General features: G+C 73.3%; 21 protein-coding genes. 6 read left to right on the top strand and 15 right to left on the bottom strand.

Going from position 1 to position 25,466, the window contains the following annotated elements; all coding sequences use genetic code 11:
* Positions 1 to 208: 208 nt before the first annotated feature.
* From ACWFQ8_RS19165 to ACWFQ8_RS19155, 3 genes are read right to left on the bottom strand one after another with little or no spacing between them, the layout of a single operon-like run.
* Positions 209 to 1,426: a dipeptidase gene (locus ACWFQ8_RS19165; protein ID WP_453787425.1), complete on the bottom strand. Its 1,218-nt coding sequence runs from the start codon at positions 1,424 to 1,426 to the stop codon at positions 209 to 211.
* A complete protein-coding gene (gene purE / locus ACWFQ8_RS19160) occupies positions 1,423 to 1,965 on the bottom strand; it encodes a 5-(carboxyamino)imidazole ribonucleotide mutase (RefSeq protein WP_453787424.1) in 543 nt (180 codons plus the stop codon). Before purE ends, ACWFQ8_RS19165 begins: the two co-directional genes overlap by 4 nt.
* Positions 1,962 to 3,101, bottom strand: a complete 1,140-nt coding sequence (locus ACWFQ8_RS19155) for a 5-(carboxyamino)imidazole ribonucleotide synthase (RefSeq protein WP_453787423.1) — start codon at positions 3,099 to 3,101, stop codon at positions 1,962 to 1,964. The genes purE and ACWFQ8_RS19155 overlap by 4 nt, the downstream gene beginning before the upstream one ends.
* Before the next feature lie 203 nt (positions 3,102 to 3,304).
* Here ACWFQ8_RS19155 and ACWFQ8_RS19150 point away from each other — a divergent pair, with 203 nt between their 5' ends.
* Positions 3,305 to 3,862 (top strand): GtrA family protein, encoded by a 558-nt coding sequence (locus ACWFQ8_RS19150; RefSeq protein WP_453787422.1) that lies wholly within the window; start codon positions 3,305 to 3,307, stop codon positions 3,860 to 3,862.
* Positions 3,863 to 3,934: 72 nt separating this feature from the next.
* On the opposite strand, the gene ACWFQ8_RS19145 is transcribed toward ACWFQ8_RS19150, so the two are convergent.
* Entirely contained in the window at positions 3,935 to 5,200 is a 1,266-nt protein-coding gene (locus tag ACWFQ8_RS19145; protein ID WP_453787421.1) for an ATP-binding protein, read from the bottom strand.
* A 97-nt stretch (positions 5,201 to 5,297) separates the two neighbouring features.
* Entirely contained in the window at positions 5,298 to 5,975 is a 678-nt protein-coding gene (locus tag ACWFQ8_RS19140; protein ID WP_453787420.1) for a response regulator transcription factor, read from the bottom strand.
* Positions 5,976 to 6,484: 509 nt separating this feature from the next.
* On the opposite strand from ACWFQ8_RS19140, the gene ACWFQ8_RS19135 reads away from it, so the two are divergent.
* A complete protein-coding gene (locus ACWFQ8_RS19135; RefSeq protein WP_453787419.1) occupies positions 6,485 to 8,002 on the top strand; it encodes a peptide MFS transporter in 1,518 nt (505 codons plus the stop codon).
* A 74-nt stretch (positions 8,003 to 8,076) separates the two neighbouring features.
* On the opposite strand, the gene ACWFQ8_RS19130 is transcribed toward ACWFQ8_RS19135, so the two are convergent.
* The 8 genes from ACWFQ8_RS19130 to hutU all read right to left on the bottom strand — a co-directional run bounded on the left by ACWFQ8_RS19130 (position 8,077) and on the right by hutU (position 18,075).
* Positions 8,077 to 9,390, bottom strand: a complete 1,314-nt coding sequence (locus ACWFQ8_RS19130) for a hypothetical protein (RefSeq protein ID WP_453787418.1) — start codon at positions 9,388 to 9,390, stop codon at positions 8,077 to 8,079.
* 14 nt (positions 9,391 to 9,404) lie between these two features.
* Positions 9,405 to 10,520, bottom strand: a complete 1,116-nt coding sequence (locus ACWFQ8_RS19125; protein ID WP_453787460.1) for a hypothetical protein — start codon at positions 10,518 to 10,520, stop codon at positions 9,405 to 9,407.
* A gap of 5 nt (positions 10,521 to 10,525) precedes the next feature.
* Positions 10,526 to 11,551 (bottom strand): COG1470 family protein, encoded by a 1,026-nt coding sequence (locus tag ACWFQ8_RS19120; protein WP_453787417.1) that lies wholly within the window; start codon positions 11,549 to 11,551, stop codon positions 10,526 to 10,528.
* 17 nt (positions 11,552 to 11,568) lie between these two features.
* Positions 11,569 to 12,243 carry an LPXTG cell wall anchor domain-containing protein gene (locus ACWFQ8_RS19115; protein WP_453787416.1) on the bottom strand — a complete coding sequence of 225 codons (675 nt, stop codon included), beginning with the start codon at positions 12,241 to 12,243 and terminating at the stop codon, positions 11,569 to 11,571.
* Between the two features lie 126 nt (positions 12,244 to 12,369).
* Positions 12,370 to 13,566: an imidazolonepropionase gene (gene hutI / locus ACWFQ8_RS19110; protein ID WP_453787415.1), complete on the bottom strand. Its 1,197-nt coding sequence runs from the start codon at positions 13,564 to 13,566 to the stop codon at positions 12,370 to 12,372.
* A gap of 161 nt (positions 13,567 to 13,727) precedes the next feature.
* Positions 13,728 to 15,191, bottom strand: coding sequence for a formimidoylglutamate deiminase (locus ACWFQ8_RS19105; protein WP_453787414.1), 1,464 nt, complete (start codon positions 15,189 to 15,191; stop codon positions 13,728 to 13,730).
* On the bottom strand, positions 15,167 to 16,372 hold the full coding sequence (locus ACWFQ8_RS19100) for an allantoate amidohydrolase (protein WP_453787459.1): 1,206 nt from the start codon (positions 16,370 to 16,372) through the stop codon (positions 15,167 to 15,169). The genes ACWFQ8_RS19105 and ACWFQ8_RS19100 overlap by 25 nt, the downstream gene beginning before the upstream one ends.
* 38 nt (positions 16,373 to 16,410) lie before the next feature.
* Complete coding sequence (gene hutU / locus ACWFQ8_RS19095; protein WP_453787413.1) at positions 16,411 to 18,075, bottom strand: urocanate hydratase; 1,665 nt, start codon at positions 18,073 to 18,075, stop codon at positions 16,411 to 16,413.
* Between the two features lie 166 nt (positions 18,076 to 18,241).
* Between hutU and ACWFQ8_RS19090 the strand changes: the two genes are divergently transcribed.
* A complete protein-coding gene (locus ACWFQ8_RS19090) occupies positions 18,242 to 19,588 on the top strand; it encodes a diaminopimelate decarboxylase (protein ID WP_453787412.1) in 1,347 nt (448 codons plus the stop codon).
* Positions 19,589 to 19,621: 33 nt separating this feature from the next.
* On the opposite strand, the gene ACWFQ8_RS19085 is transcribed toward ACWFQ8_RS19090, so the two are convergent.
* Positions 19,622 to 20,464 (bottom strand): MurR/RpiR family transcriptional regulator, encoded by an 843-nt coding sequence (locus tag ACWFQ8_RS19085; protein WP_453787411.1) that lies wholly within the window; start codon positions 20,462 to 20,464, stop codon positions 19,622 to 19,624.
* A 131-nt stretch (positions 20,465 to 20,595) separates the two neighbouring features.
* Between ACWFQ8_RS19085 and ACWFQ8_RS19080 the strand changes: the two genes are divergently transcribed.
* Positions 20,596 to 20,982, top strand: a complete 387-nt coding sequence (locus ACWFQ8_RS19080) for a hypothetical protein (RefSeq protein WP_453787410.1) — start codon at positions 20,596 to 20,598, stop codon at positions 20,980 to 20,982.
* Positions 20,983 to 21,334: 352 nt separating this feature from the next.
* Here ACWFQ8_RS19080 and ACWFQ8_RS19075 read toward each other — a convergent pair whose 3' ends face one another.
* Positions 21,335 to 22,720: a cystathionine beta-synthase gene (locus tag ACWFQ8_RS19075; protein WP_453787458.1), complete on the bottom strand. Its 1,386-nt coding sequence runs from the start codon at positions 22,718 to 22,720 to the stop codon at positions 21,335 to 21,337.
* A gap of 127 nt (positions 22,721 to 22,847) precedes the next feature.
* On the opposite strand from ACWFQ8_RS19075, the gene ACWFQ8_RS19070 reads away from it, so the two are divergent.
* Both ACWFQ8_RS19070 and ACWFQ8_RS19065 read left to right on the top strand, forming a co-directional pair.
* Positions 22,848 to 23,867: an SGNH/GDSL hydrolase family protein gene (locus ACWFQ8_RS19070; RefSeq protein ID WP_453787409.1), complete on the top strand. Its 1,020-nt coding sequence runs from the start codon at positions 22,848 to 22,850 to the stop codon at positions 23,865 to 23,867.
* Positions 23,868 to 24,071: 204 nt separating this feature from the next.
* Entirely contained in the window at positions 24,072 to 25,292 is a 1,221-nt protein-coding gene (locus ACWFQ8_RS19065; protein ID WP_453787408.1) for an acetyl-CoA C-acetyltransferase, read from the top strand.
* The last annotated feature ends 174 nt before the right edge of the window (positions 25,293 to 25,466 follow it).

The following is a 25,466-nucleotide window of genomic DNA, read 5'->3' as shown; positions in this document are numbered from 1 at the left end:
ACACGTGGGACGCGGAAGCCGCCCGGCGGATGTGGCGTTCGGGTGCAATCCGCGGATCGCGGACGAACGCCGCCGGACGGGCGGGCGCCGGGCGGGCGCGGCCCACAGGCCGGCCGGCCTGTGGGCCGGGACGGTCGCACCGCGGACGCGGACGCGGATGAACGCCTCCCGGCGGCCTGACCCGACGGCCGGCGGGCCCGCGGGCCGGTTACGCGACCGGCGCGAGCATCGCGTTCGACGGGCCGCGCGCCGCCGACAGCTCGCGGGACACCGCCTCCGCGTCGCGCAGCGCCCGTACCGCGTTGGACCAGGTCAGCTTGGCCAGGTCGGCCTTCGACCAGCCGCGCGCCAGCAGTTCGGCGATCAGGTTCGGGTAGCCCGCCACGTCGTCCAGCCCGGACGGGGTGAAGGCCGTGCCGTCGTAGTCCCCGCCGATGCCGATGTGGTCGATGCCGGCCACCTCGCGCATGTGGTCCAGGTGGTCGGCCACCGTGGCGGCCGTGGCCACCGGGCGCGGCCGCACCTCCTCGAAGGCGCGGTGCAGGGCCATCGCGCCGGGCGTGGTGTCGAGGTGGTGGAAGCCGTTGGCCCGCAGGTTCTCGTCCGCCGCCAGGGTCCACTCGACCGCCGCCGGGAGGATGAACTTCGGTACGAAGGTGGCCATCGCCACGCCGCCGTTGGCCGGCAGCAGCGCCAGCACGTCGTCCGGGACGTTGCGCGGGTGGTCGCAGACCGCCCGCGCGGAGGAGTGCGAGAAGATCACGGGTGCGGCCGTGACCGCGAGCGCGTCCCGCATCGTCGTCGCGGCGACGTGGGAGAGGTCCACGAGCATGCCGATGCGGTTCATCTCGCGGACGACCTCGCGGCCGAAGTCGTTCAGGCCCCCGTGCCGGGGCTCGTCCGTCGCCGAATCCGCCCAGTCGATGGTGTCGTTGTGGGTGAGCGTCATGTACCGCACGCCCAGCTGGTGCAGGGCGCGCAGGGTGGCCAGCGAGTTGTTGATGGAGTGGCCGCCCTCGGCACCCATCAGCGAGGCGATCCGGCCGTCGGCGCGGGCCGCCTCCATGTCGTCGGCCGTCAGTGCCCGCACCAGGTCGCGCGGGTAGCGTCCGATCAGCTGGGCGACGGCGTCGATCTGCTCCAGCGTGGCGCTGACCGCCTCGTCGCCCGCGTAGTCGGAGCGGACGTAGACGGACCAGAACTGCGCGCCGACGCCTCCGGCGCGCAGCCGGGGGATATCGGTGTGCAGGTGGGCCGACTGGTCCGCGGATAGGTCCCAGCGGTCGAGGTCGTAGCGCACCGTCGCCGGTGCGCCCGCCGGGGCGGCCCCGTTGCGCAGCGCCCAGGGCAGGTCGTTGTGCCCGTCGACGACCGGGTGCTCGCCGAGCAGGGCACGCGCCTCGTCCAGGCGCCGCGCCGCGCTCACTTGCCGAATCCGAAGGCGTCCGCGCCGGCCACCTTCGTACGCAGCCGCTTGCCCTTCTCGGTGGCCTGGTCGCTCAGCTCCTGCTGGAACTCCCGCATCCGGGCCAGCAGCTCCGGGTCGTGCGCGGCGAGCATGCGCACGGCCAGCAGGCCGGCGTTGCGCGCGCCGGCGACGGAGACGGTGGCGACGGGGACGCCCGCCGGCATCTGGACGATGGACAGCAGCGAGTCCATGCCGTCGAGGTACTTCAGCGGGACCGGCACGCCGATGACCGGCAGCGGCGTGACGGAGGCGAGCATGCCGGGCAGGTGGGCCGCCCCGCCCGCGCCCGCGATGATCGCCTTGAGTCCGCGCCCGGCGGCCTGCTCGCCGTACGCGATCATCTCGCGCGGCATCCGGTGGGCGGAGACGACGTCGACCTCGTAGGGGATCTCGAACTCGTCCAGGGCCTTGGCGGCGGCCTCCATGACGGGCCAGTCCGAGTCCGAGCCCATGACGATGCCGACGACGGGACCCGCGGAGGGGGCAGTGGTGCTCATTCTGTGATCGTTCCTCTGAGGTAGCCGGCAGCGTGACGTGCTCGCTCCAGCACATCGTCCAGGTCGTCGCCGTAGGTGTTGACGTGGCCGACCTTGCGGCCGTGTTTCACGTCCTTGCCGTACATGTGGATTTTCAGCTGCGGGTCGTGGGCCATGCAGTGCAGGTACGCCGCGTACATGTCGGGGTAGTCCCCGCCCAGTACGTTCGCCATGACCGTCCAGCGGGCCCGGGGGCGCGGGTCGCCCAGCGGGAGGTCCAGGACCGCGCGGACGTGGTTGGCGAACTGGGAGGTGACGGCGCCGTCCTGGGTCCAGTGGCCGCTGTTGTGGGGGCGCATCGCCAGCTCGTTGACCAGGATCCGCCCGTCGGTGGTCTCGAACAGCTCCACGGCCAGGTGGCCGGTCACGTCGAGCTCCTTGGCGATGCGCAGGGCCAGGGCCTGGGCATCGCCCGCCAGGGCCTCCGAGAGGTTCGGGGCCGGGGCGATCACCGTGTCGCAGACCCCGTCCACCTGGACCGACTCCACGACGGGGTAGGCCACCGCCTGGCCGTGCGGGGAGCGGACGATGTTGGCCGCGAGCTCGCGGACGAAATCGACCTTCTCCTCCGCGAGGACCGGGACGCCCGCCTTGAAGGGGGCCTCCGCGTCCTCGGGCGCGCGGACGAACCACACGCCCTTGCCGTCGTATCCGCCGCGCACCGTCTTGAGGATGATCGGGAAGCCGCCCACCTCGTCCGCGAAGGCCGCCGCGTCCGCCGGATCGCTCACGATCCGGTGGCGGGGGCAGGGCGCGCCGATCGCGTCGAGCTTGGCGCGCATCACCCCCTTGTCCTGGGCGTGCACCAACGCGTCGGGCCCCGGCCGGACGGGGATGCCGTCCGCTTCCAGGGCCCTGAGGTGCTCGGTGGGGACGTGCTCGTGATCGAAGGTGATCACGTCGCAGCCGCGCGCGAAGGCGCGCAGCGTCTCCAGGTCGCGATAGTCGCCGATGACGACGTCGCTCACGACCTGGGCCGCCGAGTCCTGTGGGGTGTCACTGAGGATCTTGAATTTGATTCCGAGGGGGATACCCGCCTCGTGGGTCATGCGGGCGAGCTGTCCGCCGCCGACCATGCCGACTACCGGGAACGTCACTCCTCCAGGGTATCCGCCGGTATTCCGCCATCCGGACGGGCCCTGGCGCGGAACGTGCGGGACGGCCCCGGGGGGTGTGCCGTGCGTCGCACGGTGTCCGAAGGCACACGCGGGGCACAGGGGGGACACTTACGATGAGTGGGTTGACGGAATGCGACCGGGCGCCCGTGCGGGGCGGTGACCGACAGGGACTGAACCAGCAGATGAGCACGCCGGGGAACGGATCTGTTCTCGAACGCGTACGCGGCCTCGTACGGGAGGTCGCCAAGTTCGGGGCGGTCGGCGGTCTGGGCGTGCTGGTCAATCTGGGTGTCTTCAACCTGATCCGGCACACGACCGACCTCCAGGTGGTGCGCGCGAGCGTGATAGCCACCGTCGTGGCCATCGCCACCAACTACCTGGGCTTCCGCTACTTCGCCTATCGCGACCGGGCCAAGAGCGGCCGCACCCGTGAGCTGACCTTGTTCGCCGCGTTCAGCGCCATCGGCCTGGTCATCGAGAACGGCGTGCTGTACGCGGCCACGTACGGCTTCGGCTGGGACGGCCCGGTCGCGACGAACGTGTTCAAGTTCGTCGGCATCGGCACGGCGACCGTCTTCCGCTTCTGGTCCTACCGGACCTGGGTCTTCAAGGCCCTGCCCGCCGAGCCGGAGACCGTACCGGCGCCCGAGGCCGTGGAGCCGGTGTCCGGGCCGGCGCCGCCGCCCCGGACCGGGGCGAGGGCGCTGCCGGTCCCCGAGCCGGAGCCGGCGAACAACTAGCGCTTCCGCGCCCGCGGGCCCGGAAGCGGCCCCGCCGGCGTCGGAACCCGGTGGACCCTGCCGGTCACGGCACTAGCGGACCGTGTGCCGCGGCTCGCCGCGCTCCGGCGCCGTCCGGCTGAGGAACAGGGCGAAGACCGGCGGCTTCGCCTGGAGCAGTTCGAGCCGCCCGCCGTCCGCCTCCGCGAGGTCCCGGGCGACCGCCAGGCCGATCCCGGTGGAGTTGCGGCCGCTGATGGCCCGCTCGAAGATCCGGTTGCCGAGGTCGGGCGGGACTCCCGGGCCCTCGTCCGTGACCTCCAGCACCGCCTGGTTGCCGACGACCCGGGTGCGCAGGGCGACCGTCCCGCCGCCGTGCATGAGCGCGTTCTCCACCAGGGTCGCCAGGACCTGCGAGACCGCCCCCGGGGTGCCGACGGCCCGTACGCCGGGCTTGCCGGAGCGCACGATGGCCCGGCCGGCGCTGCGGTAGGCGGGCCGCCACTCCTCCTCCTGCTGTTTGACGACCTCGTCCAGGTCGAAGGGGACCGCCGAGCCGGTGCGGGGGTCCCGGGAGTTCGTCAGCAGCCGCTGGACCACGTCGGTGAGCCGCTCCACCTGGGTGAGGGCGATCGTCGCCTCCTCCCGTACCGTCGCCAGGTCGTCGGTGACGCTGATCTCCTCCAGCCGCATGGACAGGGCCGTGAGCGGGGTGCGCAGCTGGTGGGAGGCGTCGGCGGCCAGCCGGCGCTCGGCGGTCAGCATCCGGCCGATCCGCTCGGCGCTGGAGTCCAGTACGTCGGCGACCCGGTCCAGCTCGGGAACCCCGTACCGCTTGTGGCGGGGCCTCGGGTCGCCGGAGCCGAGCCGTTCCGCCGTCTCGGCGAGGTCGGTGAGCGGGGAGGCCAGCCGGTTCGCCTGCCGTACGGCGAGGAGTACGGCCGCCACGACGGCCAGCAGGGCCACGGCGCCGACCACGGCCAGGGTCCGCCCGACCTCTCTGGTGACGGTGGAGCGGGACTCCTCGACGATCACGACCTCGCCCTGTTCGCCGCGCGCGATGCCCCGCACGACGCTGCCGGAGATCCGGTCCCCCACCTCCACGGCGGGCCGGTCGGGCACGGTGACCCGGGCGTAGTGGCCGGCGTCGAGCTGCTCGGCGAGCGCGCGGGGGTCGATCCGCCGCTGCTCCAGGAGGTCCGCCTCGACGATGCCCATCAACCGCAGCGCTTCGGACTCGATCCGGTCCTGGGCGCTGCTGGTGATGGTCCGGGTCTCCACGATGACCAGGGAGACCCCGAAGACGGCGATGACGACGAGCACCACGGCGAGCGTGGAGTTGATCAGGCGGCGGCGCATGGCTGGGGAGGTTCCTCGGGGTCGGGTCCCTGGGGGTGGTCCCTGGGGGTCGGGTCCTCGGGTCGAGTCCTCGGGTCCGATTCCTCGGGGAGCCCGATCAGCTCTTCTCGAAGCGGAAGCCGACGCCTCGGACGGTGGCGATGTAGCGGGGGTTGGCGGCGTCGTCGCCCAGCTTCTTGCGCAGCCAGGAGATGTGCATGTCGAGGGTCTTGGTGGAGGACCACCAGGTGGTGTCCCAGACCTCGCGCATCAACTGGTCGCGGGTGACCACCCGGCCGGCGTCGCGGACCAGGACCCGCAGCAGGTCGAATTCCTTGGCCGTGAGCTGGAGCTCCTCGTCGCCCATCCAGGCGCGGTGCGATTCGACGTCGATCCGCACGCCGTGGGTGGCGGGGGGCTGGGCGGTCTCGGCGGCGCCGCGCCGGAGCAGGGCCCGGACCCGGGCCAGCAGCTCGGCGAGCCGGAAGGGCTTGGTCACGTAGTCGTCGGCGCCGGCGTCCAGGCCGACGACCGTGTCGACCTCGTCCGCGCGGGCGGTGAGGACCAGGATCGGGAAGCCGTGGCCCTCGGCGCGCAGTCTGCGGGCCACTTCCAGGCCGTCCATGCCCGGCAGGCCCAGGTCCAGGACGACGAGGTCGACGCCGCCCTGAAGTCCGGCGTCCAGGGCCGCGGGGCCGTCCTCCCGGACCTCGACCTCGTACCCCTCCCGGCGCAGGGCGCGGGCGAGGGGTTCCGAGATGGATGCGTCGTCCTCGGCGAGCAGTACACGCGTCATGTGGGTGATGGTAGTCCGCACGAGCTAAAAGGAGGGGCCTGCCCGCAGAGCCCTGCCGATCTGGGGTTATGAACGATTGTGGACCTTCGAAAAGGGCCAAACGGTTCCCGTACGCCCTTGTGATCCATATCTCAAGTCCTTCCATATACGGCACTGTCGTGTCGTATGGTGGCGAGACGCCTGATGCACTACCCAGGGGACCTTTGTGCCGAAAAGCGAGCCGAAGGTCTCTGATTTCTGTTCCGGCCGGTTCGGCGGTCCTGGTGAAGCAGTGACGGACTTGCTGTGTCCGGCCTCGATGACAGCGAATGACCTGTGGGTCGGGCCCTGCGCGCGATGGTGCGCGACAGGGCGTGGATCCGGGTGACGGCTGCCCTTTCGCCCCCCGATGCGTGGGGGGCGAGACCCCCGGGCGTGGGGTGGGTCGTCCGCCGCCGGCGCCGGCCACCCCTCACCGGGCGCTCATCAGCTCACAAGGCCGAGGCGTCCCGAGCAAGCAAGGATCGACCATGGCTTCCAGCCTGACGAAGGACCCGGCGGATCCGTCCACCGAGAAGACCTTCTTCGGCCACCCCCGTGGCCTGGCCACTCTGTTCATGACCGAGATGTGGGAGCGCTTCTCCTACTACGGCATGCGCGCCCTCCTCGTCGTCTACCTGATCTCGGGTGGCGTCGACGCCGCGACCGACAGCCAGGGCGGCGGTCTGGCCATGACGGCCGCCACGGCCACGGCCATCTACTCCATCTACGTGGCCATGGTCTATCTCATGGCCCTGCCCGGTGGCTGGTTCGGCGACCGCGTCTGGGGTGCCCGCAAGACGGTCGCCATCGCCGGTGGCGTGATCATGGCGGGCCACTTCTCGCTCGCCCTGCCGGGCCAGGCGATGTTCTTCGTCGGTCTCGCCCTGGTGGCGGCCGGTTCCGGTCTGCTGAAGGCCAACATCTCCACGATGGTCGGCCACCTCTACGACGGTCCGCAGGACCCGCGCCGTGACAGTGGCTTCACCCTCTTCTACGTGGGCATCAACCTCGGTGCGTTCGTCGCGCCGTTCGTCATCGGCACCGTCGGCCAGACCGTCAACTGGCACGTGGGCTTCGCCCTGGCCGGTGCGGGCATGGCCGTGGGTCTGATCCAGTTCATGCTGGGCACCAAGCACCTCAGCCCGACCAGCAGCCTGGTTCCGAACCCGCTGACGGCGCAGGAGCGCACCGCGATCGTCATGAAGGTCGCCGGCGCCGTCGGCGTCGTGGCCGCCTTCTACGCGGTCATCGCCTTCACCGGCATCTTCACCCTGAACTGGGCCCTGGTGCCGCTGACCCTCGCCGGTCTGCTGATCCCGGTCGGCGTCCTCGTCCGCATCAAGCGCGACAAGGACCTGTCGGCGCCCGAGCAGTCGAAGATGAACGGCTACATCTGGTTCTTCGTCGCCGCCGCCGTCTTCTGGATGATCTACGACCAGGGTGGTTCCACGCTGGCCGCCTTCGCCGAGAAGAACTCCGCGAACACCGTCTTCGGCTTCGACTTCCCCTCGACGTGGTTCCAGTCGCTGAACCCGCTCTTCGTGATGTCCCTGGCCCCGGTCTTCGCCTGGCTGTGGATCTGGCTGGCACGCAAGAACCAGGAACCGAGCACCATCGTGAAGTTCTCGATGGCCCTGGTCCTCGTGGGCGCCTCGTTCTTCGTCTTCGTCGTGCCGATGGGCATGGCGAACGGCGGCGACAAGGTGAGCCCGATGTGGCTGGTCTCGATCTACATGATCCAGACGATCGCCGAGCTGTGCCTGTCGCCGGTGGGTCTGTCGGTCACCACCAAGATGGCCCCGCAGAAGTACGCGAGCCAGATGATGGGTGTCTGGTTCCTCGCCGTCACCGCCGGTGACTGCACCACGGGTCTGCTCTCGATCGCCGGGGTCGACCTGAACGGCACCTCGATCATCGGCGCGCAGGCCGCGCTCGCGGTGCTCGCCGGCTTCGCGATCTACATGTACCGCAAGAAGGTCCAGTCGCTGATGGGCGACGTCCGCTGACGCCCTGAACCGCTGCCTCACCGGGACGGCCCGGCACACCGCGAGGTGTGCCGGGCCGTCCTGTCGTACGGGGACTAGCGGCGGGTGCCGCGCAGACGGCGCCACGGGGTGAAGGTGAACACCGCTGCGCCGAGCAGGATCACCGTGCCGGCGATCAGGGCCAGGGCCTTGATGCCGCCCTCGTCCTGCGCGCCGGTCTCGGCGAGGTTGCCCGAGGTGGCGGCGGAGGAGGTGCTGCCGGTGCCGGACGGGGAGCCTGATCCGCCCTGCTGCGCGGTGGTGTCCAGCTCCAGTGAGACGCCGCTGCTGGCCGCCTTGCACGGGACGTTGATCGGCGTGGCGCCCGGCGCCATCGTGACGTCGATCGTCAGCTGGTCCGGGCTCAGCGTCACCTTGCCGGTCTTGCCGGGCGTGTAGGTGCCGGTCATGTCGCTGAGGCTGACCGGGCCCTTGTCCGGGATGGCCTCCGCGTTGGCCGGGCCGGAGACCTTGACCACGCCGGTGTCGGCGCCGCCCAGCTTGACGTTCATCGAGGGCTTGAGCGCCCCCGCGGGCAGGGCCATGGGCGCCGCCATCGCGCCCTTGGCGGTCTTGACGGTCAGGTCGTAGCCGCCGCCCTTCTTCTTCGCGTTGATCGTGACCGGGGTCTTGATGCCGCCGGGAACGACGGGGCCGCAGTCGAAGGCGACCTCGACGGGCTTGCCCGGGAAGTCGGTCTGACCCCCGGAGCCGGCGGTGGCGCCGCCGTTGGCGGCGCCGCCGTTGCCGGTGGTGCCTCCGTTGTTCGTGCCTCCGTTGTTCGTGCCTCCGTTGTTCGTGCCGCCGTTGTTCGTGCCGCCGTTGTTCGTGCCGCCGTTGGTGGAGCCGGCCGACACGTCGATGGTGGCCCCGGCGGCCACGTTCCCCTGCGGCGCGCACTTGGTGACGAACGTGCCGAAGGAGAAGGAGACGGCGACGTCGTACTTGCCGGGCGTCAGGGTGATCTTGCCGGCCTTGGTGAGCTTCAGCTTGCCCTTCATGGCCGACATGACCATGGGGGCCTTCTTGGCGATCGGCGGGTTCTTCTTCTCCCCGACGACCTTGAGCTCGCCCATCCCGCCGCCCAGCGCGATCCAGCCGGTCGGCTGGACGGCGTCCTGCGGGATGTCCATCAGGTCGGTGTTGTTCGAGGCGGGCTTGACCGTCTCCCAGACCACATCGACCTCATCACCGACCTTGGCCGCGGCCGGGGCCGTGACCCTGGCCGTGGTCTCGCCCTCGACCGGGCCGCCACCGCCGGCCGGCGGCACGCACGTGACCTTGTACGTGGTCTCGGCGGCCAGGGCGGGAGAAGCCGATGTGGCGATACCCGCGCCGCCGAGCAGCAGCGCGACCACGGTCGCGCTCACCCTCCGTTGGGTCTTCACGAATGTCCCTTCGTCGTCGAACGGTTCTCAGACGGTGCGGACGTCTGCGGTGCTGTCTCCGGCGCGCTGTCCGGGGTGAACCACGGCAGGACCGCCGTGGTGGTCTCGGGGGGCTCGGCCGGCGGTGCGGAGCGGGCAGCCGCGAATCCCCGTAGGGCGGGGATCCTCGGCAGCCGGGCCGTCGCCGCCGCCGGGCCGTTCGGGGGCCGCGCGTCCCGGTGGCGTCCGCCGGCCGGCGCGGGGCGGGGGCGGACCCTGTCGACGACGGCCATGCCGACGCGGAAGACGGCGGCGGGGATCACCACCAGGAGCAGGCCCCGGAAGAGCAGGACCCCGTACGGCCGGTCCACGCCCCAGGGCTGGGTGGCCACGACGGTCTCGCCGTACTTGAGGGAGAGGGTGTAGTCCCCGTGGGCCCCCGCGGCGAGGGCGACGTCCAGGGCGATCTCCGCCTTGCCGCCGGGGGCGATGGTGCCCTTCCAGCGGACCTCCTCCCACAGAGGCGCGAACACCCCGTGGGCGGTACCGAGCTGGAAGACGGGGTCCTCGACGGGGGCGGAGCCGAGGTTGCCGACGGTGACCGTGAACTTCCGGCTCGGCGGGGCCCCGAACCAGGTGAGCACCCCGTCCTCGCCCTCCAGCCGGACGCCGGTGAGCATCGCGAGGCGGGCGGTGCCGGATTCGGCGGGCAGCTCGGCCACCGGGTGGTCGGTGATCTTCAGCGGAAGGGCCACGGTGGACCGGTCGCCGTTGACGGAGGTGACGTTGACGACGCACGGGCAGGGCTTGGGCGGTGCCACCACGGGCAGTTGGGCGGCGAAGCGTCCGTCGTCGGCGACCGGGACGGCGGCGCCGTCGGCGTTGGCGCAGCTGTTCGTGCCGCCGATCATGTTCTGCCCGCAGACCAGCAGCATCACCATCGTCTTCGGCCGCCAGCCGGTGCCGGTGACCGTGATCTCGGTGCCCTTGGCGGTCTCCTGGAGCGAGAGGGCCGCGGCCGCCCTGCCCTCGTCGGCGGCGGCCGGGGGCGCGGGCGCCAGGATCAGGGCGCACACCGCCAGCCCCGCCGCGAGGAGGGCCGCGAGTCGTGCGGTGGCGCCGGGGCCGGGCATGGCACTCACGTGACTGCTCCCGTCAGTTCGTGTTCCGGTCCGTGGGCGGGCCCCGGCCCGGGGGCCGCGCCGGGCGGCCCGCCGCGCGGCCGCCCCTGCCCGGGCCGCCGGCCCCGTACGAGGTGCAGCGCGGCCGCCGCGGTCCCGGTGAGGGCGGCCGGCCCCGCGCCGGTCCAGCCGGCGATCCGCCACGGCACGAACCACGCGGAGGTGCTCGCCTCGGCCCGGGCGCCGCCGGGGGCGGTGACGGCGACGGTGACGCGGACCCGGTCCAGGACGGGGGCACCGGGCCAGGGCTCGGTCAGCTCGATCCGCCGGCCGGGGAGCAGTTCCACGGGCAGGGTGCGGGGGCCGCGTCCGGGGACGTCGCCGAGGCGGCCGACGGCGCGGACCTCCAGCTCGGGGGCGAGGGCGACGTTGCCCCGGTTGACCAGGGTGTACGCGACCCGCGCGGTGGCGCCCCGGCCGCGTACGGCGACGTCCTCGACGGTGAGGGCGGCGAGGGTCGGCCCGCTGACCCGCAGGTGGACCCGTACGCCCACCTCGCGGCCGCCCTCGGTGGCGACCACGGCGGCGGGGTGGTCGCCGGGCACGGAGGCGGGGGGCACGGTGACGGTGAAGGGGACCACCGCGCGGGTCCGGGGCGGGATCGTGACCGTGGCGGTGGGGCCGAAGCTGATCCAGGCGCCGGCGCCGGGAGCCGGGGCGGTCGCGGGGGCGGCCGGGCGCACCGCGAGGGCGCCTTCCGCGGTGTGGTGGGCGTCGGCGCCGCGCAGGGTGACGGTGCGCTCCTGCTCGGTGGTGTTGGCCAGGGCGAGGCGGTCCTCCAGCACGGAACCGGGGGCGCCCGCGAGGTAGAAGTACGGGCGGGCGCCGCCGGCCCGGGTGGCGGCGGTGCCCGCGGCGGGCTCGGCGGTCCAGCCGGACCCGTCGGCGGCGGCGGGATGCGCGGGGCCCGCGTACAGCGCGAGGGCGGCGAGGGCGGTGAGGAAGGGGGCGCCGGGGCGCCGGAGGCTGTGGAGCACGGGCATGGCCGGGGGTGCTCCGTTCAGGACCGGGTCCGCCGGCCGCGCCGGGTCAGCCAGAGGACACCGGCGGCGCCGGACAGCAGCACGGTGGCGCCGAAAGTGCCGAGGGCGAGGGCGGAGTCGACGGGCCCGGTCTGCGGGAGGGTGTCGCCGGCCGCCCCGCCGCCGGACCGGGCGGCGGCGCCGGGCGCCGTGACGTCCAGTTCCAGTGCGGGCCGGGGGTTGTTGCCGGGGACGCAGGTGGTGGTGGTGCCCATCGCCTTGATGGTGAGGACCCCGGCGGTGAAGGTGACCTTGCCGCTCTTCCCGGGCGTGTAGGTGCCCGAGAGGTCGGTGATCCTGATGGGCGTGTCGGCGGGCGCGGCCTCGGCGTTGGGCGGCCCGGAGACCGGTACGGACACCTTCTCCGCGCCGTCGGCGAGGATGACCGCGCTCGGGGACATCGCGCCCTTGCCCAGCTCGATCGGGCTGGAGGAGACGCCCTTCTGGAAGGACATCGTGAGCTTGTAGGAGTCGCCCTCCTTGACGGCCTTGATGTCGATGGGCGACACGGCCGACTTGTCCCCGATCGGGGTCTTGCAGTCGTAGGCCACGTCGACGACCTCGGCGTGGGCTGCGGGGGCGGCCAGCAGCACCGCCGATCCGGCCAGCGCGGAGGCCAGCGCGAGCGCGGTGGAGCGTTTCCGGTTGGACACCTTCGTCTTCCCCTCGGGCCACGAGTTACTGACGACACATCAGATCAGTGGCTCAAGGTACGCCGGGGGCCTTACGGAGGGAAGACAAAGGACGGCCCGGATCGACGGCCCGTCGGCCGCACGGTTTCAGGCCACAGGAGCCGGCGCGGGCACCCGTACGCCGCGCTGCCAGACGGCCGAGACGAGGGGGACGCCGGGCCGGTAGGCGAGGTGGACGTGGCTCGGGGCGTCGAGGAGGGACAGATCCGCGCGGGCCCCGGGGGTGACGGCGCCGATGTCGCCGCGGCGCAGCGCGCGGGCCCCGCCGGCGGTGGCCGACCAGAGGGCCTCGTCGGGGGTCATCCGCATGTCCCGGACCGCGAGGGCGATGCAGAACGGCATGGAACTGGTGTAGGAGGAGCCGGGGTTGCAGTCGGTGGACAGCGCGACGGTCGCACCGGCGTCGAGCAGCCGGCGGGCGTCGGGCCACTGGGCGCGGGTGGAGAACTCGGCACCCGGCAGCAGGGTGGCCACGGTGGTCGCGCGGGCCTGGGCGAGCGCGTCCACGTCGGCGTCGGTGAGGTGGGTGCAGTGGTCGGCGGAGGCCGCTTCGAGCTCGACGGCGAGCTGGACGCCGGGGCCGTGGCCGAGCTGGTTGGCATGGACGCGCGGGATCAGCCCGGCGGCGGCGCCGGCGGTCAGGACCGCCCGGGCCTGGTCCCCGTCGAAGGCGCCCTTCTCGCAGAACACGTCGACCCAGCGGGCGTAGGGGGCGCAGGCCGCCAGCATCTCGCCGGTGACGAGGTCGACGTAGGCGGCCGGGTCCTCGGCGTAGTCGGGGGAGACGATGTGCGCGCCGAGGTAGGTGACCTCCTCGGTGTGCGCGGCGGCGATGCGCAGGGCGCGGGCCTCGTCGGCGACGGTGAGGCCGTAGCCGGACTTGGTCTCGAAGGTGGTGGTGCCTTGGCGGAGGGCCTCGTGGAGGTGGCGCAGCAGGTTGGCCTCCAGCTCGGCGTCGCTGGCGGCGCGGGTGGCGGCGACCGTGGTGCGGATGCCGCCGGCGGTGTAACCGCGTCCGGACATCCGGGCGTTGAACTCGGCGGTGCGGTCGCCGGCGAAGACCAGGTGCGAGTGGGAGTCGACGAAGCCGGGGATGACGGCGCGGCCGTGCGCGTCGTACGCGGTGTCGGCGGCGGGCGCGTTGCCGGCGGGGCCGACCCAGGCGATGGCCCCGTCCTCGATGACGACGGCCGCGTCCCGGATGAGGCCGAGGGGGGTGCCGTCGCCGAGGGCGGGGTCATTGGTGACGAGGCTGCCGATGTTGGTGATGGCGGTGGTGGTCACGGGTTCCTCTCAGGACGGGAACTCCGCCCCGGACCCGGCGCCTCACACGCCGGCGGGGCTGTCTTCAGCCCGTCCGGCGCTTGAGGACCGGGTCCGGGCGGAGCCGGGTTTCGGGAAGCGGCGGGGTGGGGGAATGAGCCCGCCCCAGGCGGAACGGTCGGTCAGGCGCGGAGGGCGGCGATGGACTCGGCCAGGGCCGAGGGGACGTCGCCGACCAGGGTGTGGGCGCCGTCACGGACGACGTGGCGGCCGCCGACCACGGTGTGGCGGACGTCCGCCGCCGTGGCGGCGAACACCGCCGTCTCGGCTCCCAGGTGCGGCAGGGGGCCGGCCGTGCGGACGGAGTCCAGGGCGATGGTGGTGAAGTCCGCGAGCGCGCCCTGCTCCAGCCGGCCCGCGTCGGGCCGGCCGAGGGCGGCATGGCCCTCGGCGGTGGCGGCGGACAGCAGGGCGTTCGCCGTCCAGTGCCCCCGGGTGCGGCTGCGCAGGCGCTCGTTGAGCTCCATCGCCCGGGCCTCCTCCAGCAGGTCGATCACCGCGTGGCTGTCGCTGCCGAGCGACAGCGGGCTGCCCGCGTGCTGGAGGCGGGTCGCCGGGCCGATGCCGTCGGCGAGGTCGCGTTCGGTGGTGGGGCACATGCAGGTGCCGGTGGAGGTGCCGCCGAGCAGGGCGATGTCCTCGTCGGTGAGGTGGGTGTTGTGGACGCCGGTGGTGCGCGGGCCGAGGACCCCGTGGTCGGCGAGGAGCTGGGTCGGGGTGCGGCCGTGGGCGGCCCGGCAGGCGTCGTTCTCGGCGGTCTGCTCGGAGAGGTGGACGTGCAGGGGGGCCTGCCGCTCCCGGGCCCAGTCCGCGACGGCGGCCAACTGGTCGGCGGGCACGGCGCGGACCGAGTGGATCGCGGCGCCGATCAGCGCGTGCTCGCGGGGCTTGAGGGCCGAGACGCGCTCCGCCCAGGCCTCGGCGGTGCCGTCGGAGAAGCGCAGTTGGTGCGGTTCGGGGGCCTGGCCGAAGCCGGCGGACAGGTAGGCCGTGTCGAGGAGGGTGATGCGGATGCCGGCCGCGGCGGCGGCCTCGATGAGCGCCTCGCCCATGGCGTTCGGGTCGGCGTAGGGGGCGCCGCCGGGGGCGTGGTGGACGTAGTGGAACTCACCGACGTTCGTGATGCCGGCCAGCGCCATCTCCGCGTACGTCGCACGCGCGAGCGCGTAGTAGCGGTCCGGGGTGAGTTTCTGGGCCACTCCGTACATGACCTCGCGCCAGGTCCAGAAGGAATCCGGCGCACGCCCCATGGCTTCCACCGCGCCCGCTCCCCGCGCACGCGGGGGTGATCCCGCCTGGCTGTCCGCGGTCGCCGGTCCCGGTACGGACAGCTCGGCCGCGGCTTGGACGGTTCCCCTCAATGCGCGGTGGAAGCAATGGGAGTGGGCGTTCGCCAGGCCCGGGATCGTCAGGCCGCGCAGCGGCTCGGCGCCCGGCGGCGGGGTGTCCGCGCCGGTGCGCAGGGCCGCGATGCGGCCGTCGGCCGATACGGCCAGGGCCACGCCCGGCCCGACGTGGGTGCCCAGCCAGGCGTGTTCCAGCCAGTACGTCTTCCGCGCGGTCACCGCGTGCCCCTTCGACTGCATGCGAGTCCTTCCAGTACGTCGGCGAGGGCGAGGACGCCGGCCACGCAGTCGTCCTCGGCGGCGAACTCCCGCGGGGAGTGGGAGACGCCGGTCGGGTTCCGTACGAACAGCATCGCGGTCGGGACGGCCGCGGAGAGGATTCCGGCGTCGTGTCCCGCCCCGGTGCCGAGGACGGGGACCGCCCCGCCCAGGATCCGGTTCAGCTCGTCGCGCAGGGCGTGCTCGAACTCGACGACCGGGGTGAAGGACTCGCGGACGACCGCGAGGTCGGTGCCGTCCTGGTCGGCGCGCTCGCGGGCGGCCTTCTCGACGGCGGTGACCACCGTGTCGAGGGTGGCCTGGTCGGCGGCGCGGGAGTCGAGCCAGCCACGCACCAGGGACGGGATCGCGTTGACCCCGTTGGGCTCGACGGAGATCTTCCCGAAGGTGGCGACGGCGCCGGCGAGCGCCGCCTCGGTACGGGCCGCGAGGACGGTGGCCGCGTACGTCAGCATCGGGTCGCGCCGGTCCACGAGCCGGGTGGTGCCGGCGTGGTTGGCCTCGCCGCGGAAGTCGAACCGCCAGCGGCCGTGCGGCCAGATCGCGGACGCGATGCCGACCCGGTCGCCGCTGAGGTCGAGGGCGCGGCCCTGCTCCACGTGCAGTTCGACGAAGGCGCCGATCCGGGCGAGGCGTTCGGGATCCGCCCCGATGGCGCCGGGGTCGTGCCCGGCGGCCTCCATGGCGCTCGGCAGGCTGACGCCGTCGGCGTCGCGGAGCTCGTAGGCCTTCTCCCGGGTCAGCTGCCCGGCCGCGAGCCGGGAGCCGACGCAGGCGAGGCCGAAGCGGGCCCCTTCCTCGTCACCGAAGTTGGTGATGGCCAGGGGCCTGGCGAACTCCGCGCCCCTCCTGCGGAGTTCGTCCAGGGCCGCGAAGGAGGACACCACCCCGAGGGGGCCGTCGAAGGCCCCGCCGTCGGGGACGGAGTCCAGGTGCGAGCCGGTGACCACGGCGTCCCCCGCGAGGGGGTCGCCGAGCCAGGCCCACTGGTTGCCGTTGCGGTCGGTCTCGTACGCCATGCCGCGCGCCCGCGCCTGCTCCTGGAACCAGGCCCGGCAGTCGGCGTCCGCCCCGGTCCAGGCGTAGCGGCGGTAGCCGCCGGAGCCGCTGTCGCGGCCGATGGGCGCGAGCTCCGCCCACATGCGGTGGAAGGAGGGGGCCTCGCCCGCGGGCGCCTCGCTCACGCGCCGTCACCCTCGCGCATGGGGACGCGGACGCCGCGCTCGTCCGCGACCGACTCGGCGATGTCGTAGCCGGCGTCGACGTGGCGGATGACGCCCATGCCCGGGTCGTTGGTGAGGACGCGGCGGATCTTCTCGCCGGCCAGCGGGGTGCCGTCGGCGACGGTGACCTGGCCCGCGTGGATGGAGCGGCCCATGCCGACGCCGCCGCCGTGGTGCAGGGAGACCCAGGAGGCGCCGGAGGCGACGTTGACCATGGCGTTGAGCAGCGGCCAGTCGGCGATGGCGTCGGAGCCGTCGAGCATGGCCTCGGTCTCGCGGTACGGGGAGGCCACGGAGCCGCAGTCGAGGTGGTCGCGGCCGATGACCAGCGGGGCGGCCAGTTCGCCGCTCGCGACCATGTCGTTGAACCGCTCGCCGGCCTTGTCGCGCTCGCCGTAGCCGAGCCAGCAGATCCGCGCGGGCAGGCCCTGGAAGTGGACCCGCTCGCCGGCCATCTTGATCCAGCGGTGCAGGGACTCGTTCTCCGGGAAGAGGTCGAGGATCGCCTTGTCGGTCTTGTGGATGTCGGAGGCCTCGCCGGACAGGGCGGCCCACCGGAAGGGGCCCTTGCCCTCGCAGAACAGCGGCCGGATGTAGGCGGGGACGAAGCCGGGGAAGGCGAAGGCGCGGTCGTAGCCGGCCAGCTGGGCCTCGCCGCGGATGGAGTTGCCGTAGTCGAAGACCTCGGCGCCTGCGTCCATGAAGCCGACCATGGCCTCGACGTGCGCGGCCATGGACTCGCGGGCCCGGGTGGTGAAGCCGGCCGGGTCCTTGGCCGCGTAGGCCGCCATGTCGTCGAGGTCCACCCCGACGGGGAGGTAGGCCAGCGGGTCGTGCGCGCTGGTCTGGTCGGTGACGATGTCGATCGGCGCGCCCTCGGCCAGCATCCGCGGGAGGAGCTCGGCGGCGTTGCCGAGCAGGCCGATGGAGAGCGGCTTGCGGGCGTCGCGGGCCTCGACGGCCAGCTGGAGCGCGTGCTGGAGGCTGTCGGCCCGCACGTCCAGGTAGCGGTGCTCGATGCGGCGCTCGATGGCGCGGGGGTCGACGTCGATGCAGATCGCGACGCCGTCGTTCATCGTCACGGCGAGCGGCTGGGCGCCGCCCATGCCGCCCAGGCCGGCGGTGAGGGTGATGGTGCCGGCGAGGGTGCCGCCGAACTTCTTGGCCGCGACGGCCGCGAAGGTCTCGTAGGTGCCCTGGAGGATGCCCTGGGTGCCGATGTAGATCCACGAGCCGGCCGTCATCTGCCCGTACATGGTCAGGCCGAGCTGCTCCAGGCGGCGGAACTCCTCCCAGTTGGCCCAGTCGCCGACGAGGTTGGAGTTGGCGAGCAGGACGCGCGGCGCCCACTCGTGGGTCTGCATGACGCCGACCGGGCGGCCGGACTGGACGAGCATCGTCTCGTCCTGCTTGAGGGTCTGCAGCGTGCGGACCATCGCATCGTACGAGCGCCAGTCGCGGGCGGCCTTGCCGGTGCCGCCGTAGACGACGAGCTTGTCGGGGTGCTCGGCGACCTCGGGGTCGAGGTTGTTCTGGAGCATCCGCAGCGCGGCCTCCTGCTGCCATCCCAGGGTGCTGAGTGCGGTACCGCGCGAGGCCCGTACGGGGCGAGGTCCTGACATGGCTGTGCCTCCTCCGATGTTGGTCAATCCATTCACATCCTCGCTCCCTGAATAGATTCAGTCAACAGCTGCGGGCGGGCGAGTGCGGGCCAGTGCGAGGACGCGGGAGGGGGAAAGGTGGTGGACTGGCCGCAGGACGTGCGGGACACGGGCGGAGGTCGCGGAGATGGACGGAGCCGGGACGGCCGGGGCGCGGCGGCGGGAGCGGGTCGTGCGGGCCGCGGTCGCCCAGGGGCTGGTGGGCGGGGAGGAGCCGCTGGTCTGCCTGCTGGACGTGGCCGGCATCCGGGCCGCCGCGGCCGAGCTGACCGCCGCCTTCGCCGCCGCCGTGGCGCCCGGCACCCCCGTGCTGCACGCCTTCGCCGTGAAGGCCGCCCCGCTCGTGCCCGTACTGCGGCTGCTCTCGGACGCCGGCCTCGGCTGCGAGGTGGCCGGCCCCGGGGAGCTGGCGCTGGCCCGGGCGGCCGGGGTACCGGCACGGGACACGGTCCTGGACTCCCCGGCCAAGACGGTGGCGGAACTGGGCGAGGCCCTCACGGCGGGCATCGCCGTCAACGTCGACAACCGCCAGGAACTGGGGCGCCTGGACGCCCTCCTCGGCTCGCGCCCGGCGGGCGCCCCCCACCCGCCGATCGGGGTCCGGATCAACCCGCAGACCGGCGCGGGCTCGATCGGCGCGCTGTCCACCGCGACGGCGACCTCGAAGTTCGGCATCGCGCTGCGCGACCCGGGAGCCCGCGCGTGGCTCGTACGGGCCTTCGCGGACCGGCCCTGGCTGACCCGGCTGCACACCCACTCGGGCTCCCAGGGCGTACCGCTGACGCTGATGGCGGAGGGCGTGCGGGAGCTGCACGCGCTGGCCGAGGAGATCAACCGGGCCGTCGGGCGCCGCCAGGTCGACACCCTCGACATCGGCGGGGGCCTGCCGGTCGACTTCTCCAGCGACACGGGCGGGCCGACGTACGCGCAGTACGCGGCCGCCCTCCGCGCCGCCGTACCGGCGCTCTTCGACGGCTCGTACGGCCTGGTGACGGAGTTCGGCCGGTCCCTGCTGGCCAAGCAGGGGCTGGTCCTGGCCCGGGTGGAGTACACGAAGACCGCCGGGGGCCGCGCCGTCGCCGTCACCCACGCGGGGGTGCAACTGGCGACCCGTACCGTGTACGCCCCGGCGGAGTGGCCGCTGCGGATCCTGCCGTACGACGCGCGGGGCGCGCCGAAGACCGGGCCGCCGGTCGCCCAGGACATCGCGGGCCCCGCCTGTTTCGCCGCGGACCTGCTGGCCACGGGGCGGGAGCTGCCGGAGCTCGCCCCGGGCGACCTGATCGGCGTCCCCGACACGGGGGCGTACTTCTTCACCGCGCACTACGGCTACAACAGCCTCCCGCGGCCGGCGGTCCACGGCTACACGCTCACGCCGTCGGGCCGGGTCCGCTTCGCGGTGGTCCGGCCGGGGCAGCCGCTGGCGGACCTCGTCACGGAGGCCGGTGCCGCCTGGCGCGACGCGCTGCTGTAGCGGCGCCGGAGCGCCGCGTCGGGCCCGCCGGGGCTACTCCACGAACAGGCCCCGCGCAGCGGCCCTGGCGTCGAAGGCCTCCAGCCGCGCCTGCGCGTCGGGCAGCGCGTCCGCCATCGCCTCCAGCAGCACCCGCCCCAGCAGCATCGGCGCGCACGCCGTGTCGAAGGCCAGCCCGGTCCCGACCGGCGCCGGGATCAGCAGGTCCGAGTGGCGGGCCACCGGCGCGAAGGCCGAGTCCGCGACCGTCACCACGGTCAGCCCGTCCCCCCGGGCGCGTTCCAGGGTCTCCACGACCTCCCGGGGATGGCGCGGCAGCGCGAAGCAGAGCAGCGCCGTGGCCCCCTCGGAGCGGGCCGCGTCGATGCGGTCCTCCAGCATCGAGCCGCCCTCGTCGAGGAGCCGTACGTCCGGATGCACCTTGGCGGCGAAGTACGCGAAGCCGCGCGCCTGCGACGACGCCGCCCGCAGCCCCAGCACCGGCAGCGGTGTCGACGCGGCGAGCAGCCGCCCCGCCTCCTGGACCGGCCCGGGGTCGGCGAGCGCGGCCGACAGCTGCCGCAGGTTCTCGATCTCGCCCTGGACGGCCTGCTGGTACTCGTTGTACGCGTCCTCGTGCGCGGCGCCGGCCCGCTCGGCGGGGGCCACGTCGCGCAGGTGGCGGCGGAGCGCGGGGTAGCCGTCGAATCCCAGCGCCACCGCGAAACGGGTCACCGAGGGCTGGCTGACGCCGGCCAGCTCGGCGAGCTCCACGCTCGACAGGAACGGCACCTCCGCGGCGCCGCGCACCATGCAGTGCGCGATGCGCCGCTGGGTCGGCGTCAGGCGGTGCCCCTCGAACAGTTTCTGCAGGCGCGCTGCCGGGCTGTCGCTCATCCCGTCCCCTCCGGTTATTCAGTCACCGAGCACTCTGCATGCGCTTATGCAGCTCGGCAACCCGCGCCCACGATCCGGATACGGGGGACAGCCCCCGTGCGGGGGCCCGCGCGCGTTCCTACGGTGGAGGGATGGACGCCCACACCCAAGAGCTGAAGAAGGAACTCGACGCCACCCTGGACGCCCGGCGGGAGCTGGGTCCGGAGTACGAGGCCGCGCTGGTGGACTCGTTCGTCGAGAAGGTGGACACGCAGGTCCGGCGCCGACTGGCGGAGGAACGCCTGGCCGCCGCCCGCGGGGACGGGCCCGCGGCGCGCTCCGCGACGGGGGACGCGAACTTCGGGGAGCGCTTCGGCTTCGCCGTCATCACGCTGGTGCTGGCGATCCCGCTGTCCGCCGTCGGCGCGACGCAGGCCGGGGGCCTGGAGGGGCTGCTGGTCACGTGGGCGGGGATCGTCGGCGTGAACTTCATCCACGCCCGCAAGCGCCTGCACCGCACCCGACCCACCCCGGACTGAGGGAAAAACACGCGGGGACCGCCGCACCCCGGTTGCCCGGGGGCGGGACGACGGCGGTCCCCGCGAGGACACGGGCCGGGTCAGGGCCGTCCGCGTCCGTGGCGTCCACGCGGTCCGGGAGCCGCTCCGGAGGTGCGCAAACGCCGTTCGGTGGTGCCGGCCGGGGTTCCGGTCTCCCGGTCCTCCCTGCCGACAACCACCACTGTGCCGGAGCCGTGTTAAGCCGGTGCTGCCGCCACGTGACAGGGCCGTACCGATTGCGCGACGGCCGCGCGCGGCCCCGTACGGCCCGTACCGCAGCCCGCACCGCCCGCACCGCCCGTACCGCAGCCGGTACCGCCCGCCGCAGGTGCTACTTCGCGCCCTTGGCCAGGAACGCCAGCAGGTCCTGGCGGCTGACGACGCCCGTGGGCTTGCCCTCCACCAGCACGATCGCGGCGTCCGCCTCGCCGAGCACCGCCATCAGTTCGGACACCGGCTCGCCGGAGCCGACCTGCGGGAGCGGGGCGCTCATGTGCTTCTCCAGCGGGTCGCCCAGCGAGGCGCGCTTCGCGAACAGCGCGGCCAGCAGTTCCTTCTCGACGACGGAGCCGATGACCTCGGCGGCCATCACGTCCGGGTGGCCGGCGCCCGGCTTGACGATCGGCATCTGCGAGACGCCGTACTCGCGCAGGACCTCGATCGCCTCGCCGACGGTCTCCTCGGGGTGCATGTGGACGAGGGACGGCATGGCGCCCTCCTTGTCCGCGAGCACGGCGCCGATCCGCGCGGCGGGACCGGCCTCCTCCAGGAAGCCGTGTCCGGCCATCCACTCGTCGCTGAAGATCTTGCTCAGGTAACCGCGTCCGCTGTCGGGCAGCAGGACGACGACCACGTCGTCGGGGCCCAGGCCCTCGGCGGCGCGCAGGGCGGCGACGACCGCCATGCCGCAGGAGCCGCCGACGAGCAGGCCCTCCTCCTTGGCGAGGCGGCGGGTCATCTGGAAGGAGTCCTTGTCGGACACCGCGATGATCTCGTCGGTGACGTCCGGGTCGTAGGCGGTCGGCCAGAAGTCCTCGCCGACGCCCTCGACGAGGTACGGACGGCCGGAACCGCCGGAGTAGACCGAGCCCTCGGGGTCGGCGCCGATGATCTTGACCTTCCCGCCGCTGACCTCCTTGAGGTAGTTGCCGGTGCCGGAAATGGTGCCGCCCGTGCCGACGCCCGCGACGAAGTGGGTGATCTTCCCCTCAGTCTGTTCCCACAGTTCGGGACCGGTGGTCTCGTAATGCGAACGGGGGTTGTTCGGGTTGCTGTACTGGTCGGGCTTCCAGGCCCCCGGCGTCTCGCGCACGAGGCGGTCGGAGACGTTGTAGTACGAGTCCGGGTGGTCCGGGTCGACGGCGGTCGGGCAGACCACGACCTCGGCGCCGTACGCACGCAGGACGTTGATCTTGTCCAGGGACACCTTGTCAGGGCAGACGAAGATGCACTTGTAGCCCTTCTGCTGGGCCACGATGGCGAGTCCTACCCCCGTGTTGCCGCTGGTCGGCTCCACGATGGTGCCGCCGGGCTTGAGGGCTCCGCTCTGCTCGGCGGCCTCGATCATCCGTACGGCGATCCGGTCCTTCACGGATCCACCGGGATTGAAGTACTCGACCTTCGCAAGGACGGTGGCCCGGAGGCCTTCGGTCACACGGTTGAGCTTCACCAGCGGGGTGTTGCCGACGAGGCTGATCATCGAGTCGTGGAATTGCACCATGTTCTCCAAGGAGGGGACTCCACGGGTTCTCCGGGAGGTCCGGCCAGAGTATGCCGAAAGGGATTGGCCGACCGTCCGTACGGGGCAGGAAGGTCAACGAGGACCGACGGAGGTGGCCTGAAGGGTGTCCAGGGCGAGAACGGCCCGCCGGATCGCGGCGGGGGCAGCGTACGGCGGGGGCGGGCTCGGGCTGGTGGGGGCCGCCGCGGTGGGACTGGTACTGGCCGAGGTGCAGTTCGCCAAGCGGACGGTCGGCAGCGGGCTGCCGGATCCGCCGCGCGCGGACGGGCTGTACGGGAGCGAGTTCGGCGGGCCGGAGCTGAGCCCCGGGCCGCTGCGCCTGGGCATGGTGGGCGACTCGACGGCGGCCGGCCTCGGCGTGCGGCGGGCCCGCCAGACGCCCGCGGCCCTGCTGGCCTCGGGGCTGGCGGCGGTGGCGGAGCGCCCGGTGGAGCTGCGCAACGTCGCGGTGTCGGGTGCCATGTCGGACGACCTGGACCGCCAGGTGGGGATGCTGCTGGACGGTGCGGGGCCGGCCCCGGACGTGTGCGTGATCATGATCGGGGCGAACGACGTGACGCGCCGGATGCCGCCGACCCAGTCCGTGCGGCTGCTGACCTCGGCGGTGCGCAGACTGCGGCTCGCCGGCGCCGAGGTCGTCGTGGCCACCTGCCCGGACCTGGGCACCATCGAGCCGGTGTACCAGCCGCTGCGCTGGGTGGCCCGCCGGGTCTCGCGCCAGCTGGCCGCCGCGCAGACCATAGGAGTGGTCGCGCTGGGCGCCCGCACGGTCTCCATGGGGGACCTGCTGGGGCCCGAGTTCGCCGCGAACCCGCGCGAGATGTTCGGCCCGGACTCCTACCACCCCTCGGCGGAGGGGTACGCGACCGCCGCCATGGCCGTACTGCCGACCCTGTGCGCGGCGCTCGGCGTCTGGCCCGAGTCGGACCGGCTGGACGTCTCGCGCGACGAGGACATGCTCCCGGTCGCCGAGGCGGCGTCCGCCGCGGCGGGCCAGGCGGGTACGGAGGTCACGGCCGCGCGCGGGCCCTGGGCGCTCCTCAAGCACCGCCGGCGGCGGCGCCTTCCGGGCGAGGACCCGGCCCACGCCCCGACCCCGGACCCGGAGGCTCCGGTGTCCTGACCGAGCCGCCCCGCCGGACCCCGGGACGCCGTGCGGGAGCACACTGGAGGCGAACGGACGGGGGCCCGGCCGCGGGCCGCGCGGTACCCGCCGTCCCCGCGGGAGCGACGGGCATCACACCGCAAGGCCGGTGACCTCGACCGTACGGGGCGGTAACTTCGCTTGCGGTCCCGGTTAGAGCCGCTACACACCCTTGGAGCCCCGATGCCCGAAGCCGTCATCGTTTCCACCGCCCGGTCGCCCATCGGACGCGCCGGCAAGGGGTCGCTCAAGGACGTCCGTCCGGACGACCTGACCGCGACGATCATCCAGGCCGCGCTCGCCAAGGTCCCCGGTCTGGACCCGCGCGAGATCGACGACCTGATGCTCGGCTGCGGCCTCCCGGGCGGCGAGCAGGGCCACAACCTGGGCCGCATCGTGGCCGTGCAGATGGGCATGGACCACCTGCCGGGCCTGACGGTCACCCGCTACTGCTCCTCCTCCCTGCAGACCTCGCGGATGGCCCTGCACGCCATCAAGGCGGGCGAGGGCGACGTGTTCATCTCCGCGGGCGTCGAGATGGTCTCCCGGTTCGCCAAGGGCTCCTCGGACGGCCTCCCGGACACGCACAACCCGCTCTTCGCCGAGGCGGAGGCCCGTACGGCCGCCGTCGCGCAGAACGGCGGCAGCTCCTGGCACGACCCGCGCGAGGACGGCCTCGTCCCGGACGCGTACATCGCGATGGGCCAGACCGCCGAGAACCTGGCCCGCATCAAGGGCGTGACCCGCCGGGACATGGACGAGTTCGGCGTGCGCTCGCAGAACCTGGCCGAAGAGGCCATCAAGAACGGCTTCTGGGCCCGCGAGATCACCCCGGTCACGACCCCGGACGGCACCGTGGTCTCCGCCGACGACGGTCCGCGCGCCGGCGTGACCCTGGAGGGCGTGGAGGGCCTCAAGCCCGTCTTCCGCCCCGACGGCCTGGTCACCGCCGGCAACTGCTGCCCGCTGAACGACGGCGCCGCGGCGCTGGTCATCATGAGCGACACCAAGGCGCGGGACCTGGGCCTGACCCCGCTGGCGCGCATCGTCTCCACCGGCGTCACCGGCCTCTCCCCCGAGATCATGGGCCTGGGCCCGGTCGAGGCCTCCAAGCAGGCGCTGCAGCGGGCCGGCCTGACCGTCGGGGACATCGACCTGTTCGAGATCAACGAGGCCTTCGCGGCGCAGGTCATCCCGTCCTACCGGGACCTGGAGATCCCGCTGGACAAGCTGAACGTCAACGGCGGGGCCATCGCGATCGGTCACCCGTTCGGGATGACCGGCGCGCGCATCACGGGCACGTTGATCAACAGCCTGCAGTTCCACGACAAGCAGTTCGGCCTGGAGACGATGTGCGTGGGCGGCGGCCAGGGCATGGCCATGGTCATCGAGCGGCTGAGCTGAGCCGTAGCGGAGGGTAGGGGTCGCCCGAGGCACGAGGGCGGCACCTGCCCGCAGCGGTGGCGAAGCCCAGCGCGACCAAGGTCATCGAGCGGCTGAGCTGAGCCGTAGCGGAGGGTAGGGGTCGCCCGAGGCACGAGGGCGGCACCTGCCCGCAGCGGTGGCGAAGCCCAGCGC

The sequence above is a fragment of the Streptomyces sp. NPDC055254 genome (assembly GCF_053606025.1).
Note: the sequence above shows the minus strand (reverse complement) of the source record. Positions and strands in the feature narration are given on the sequence as shown.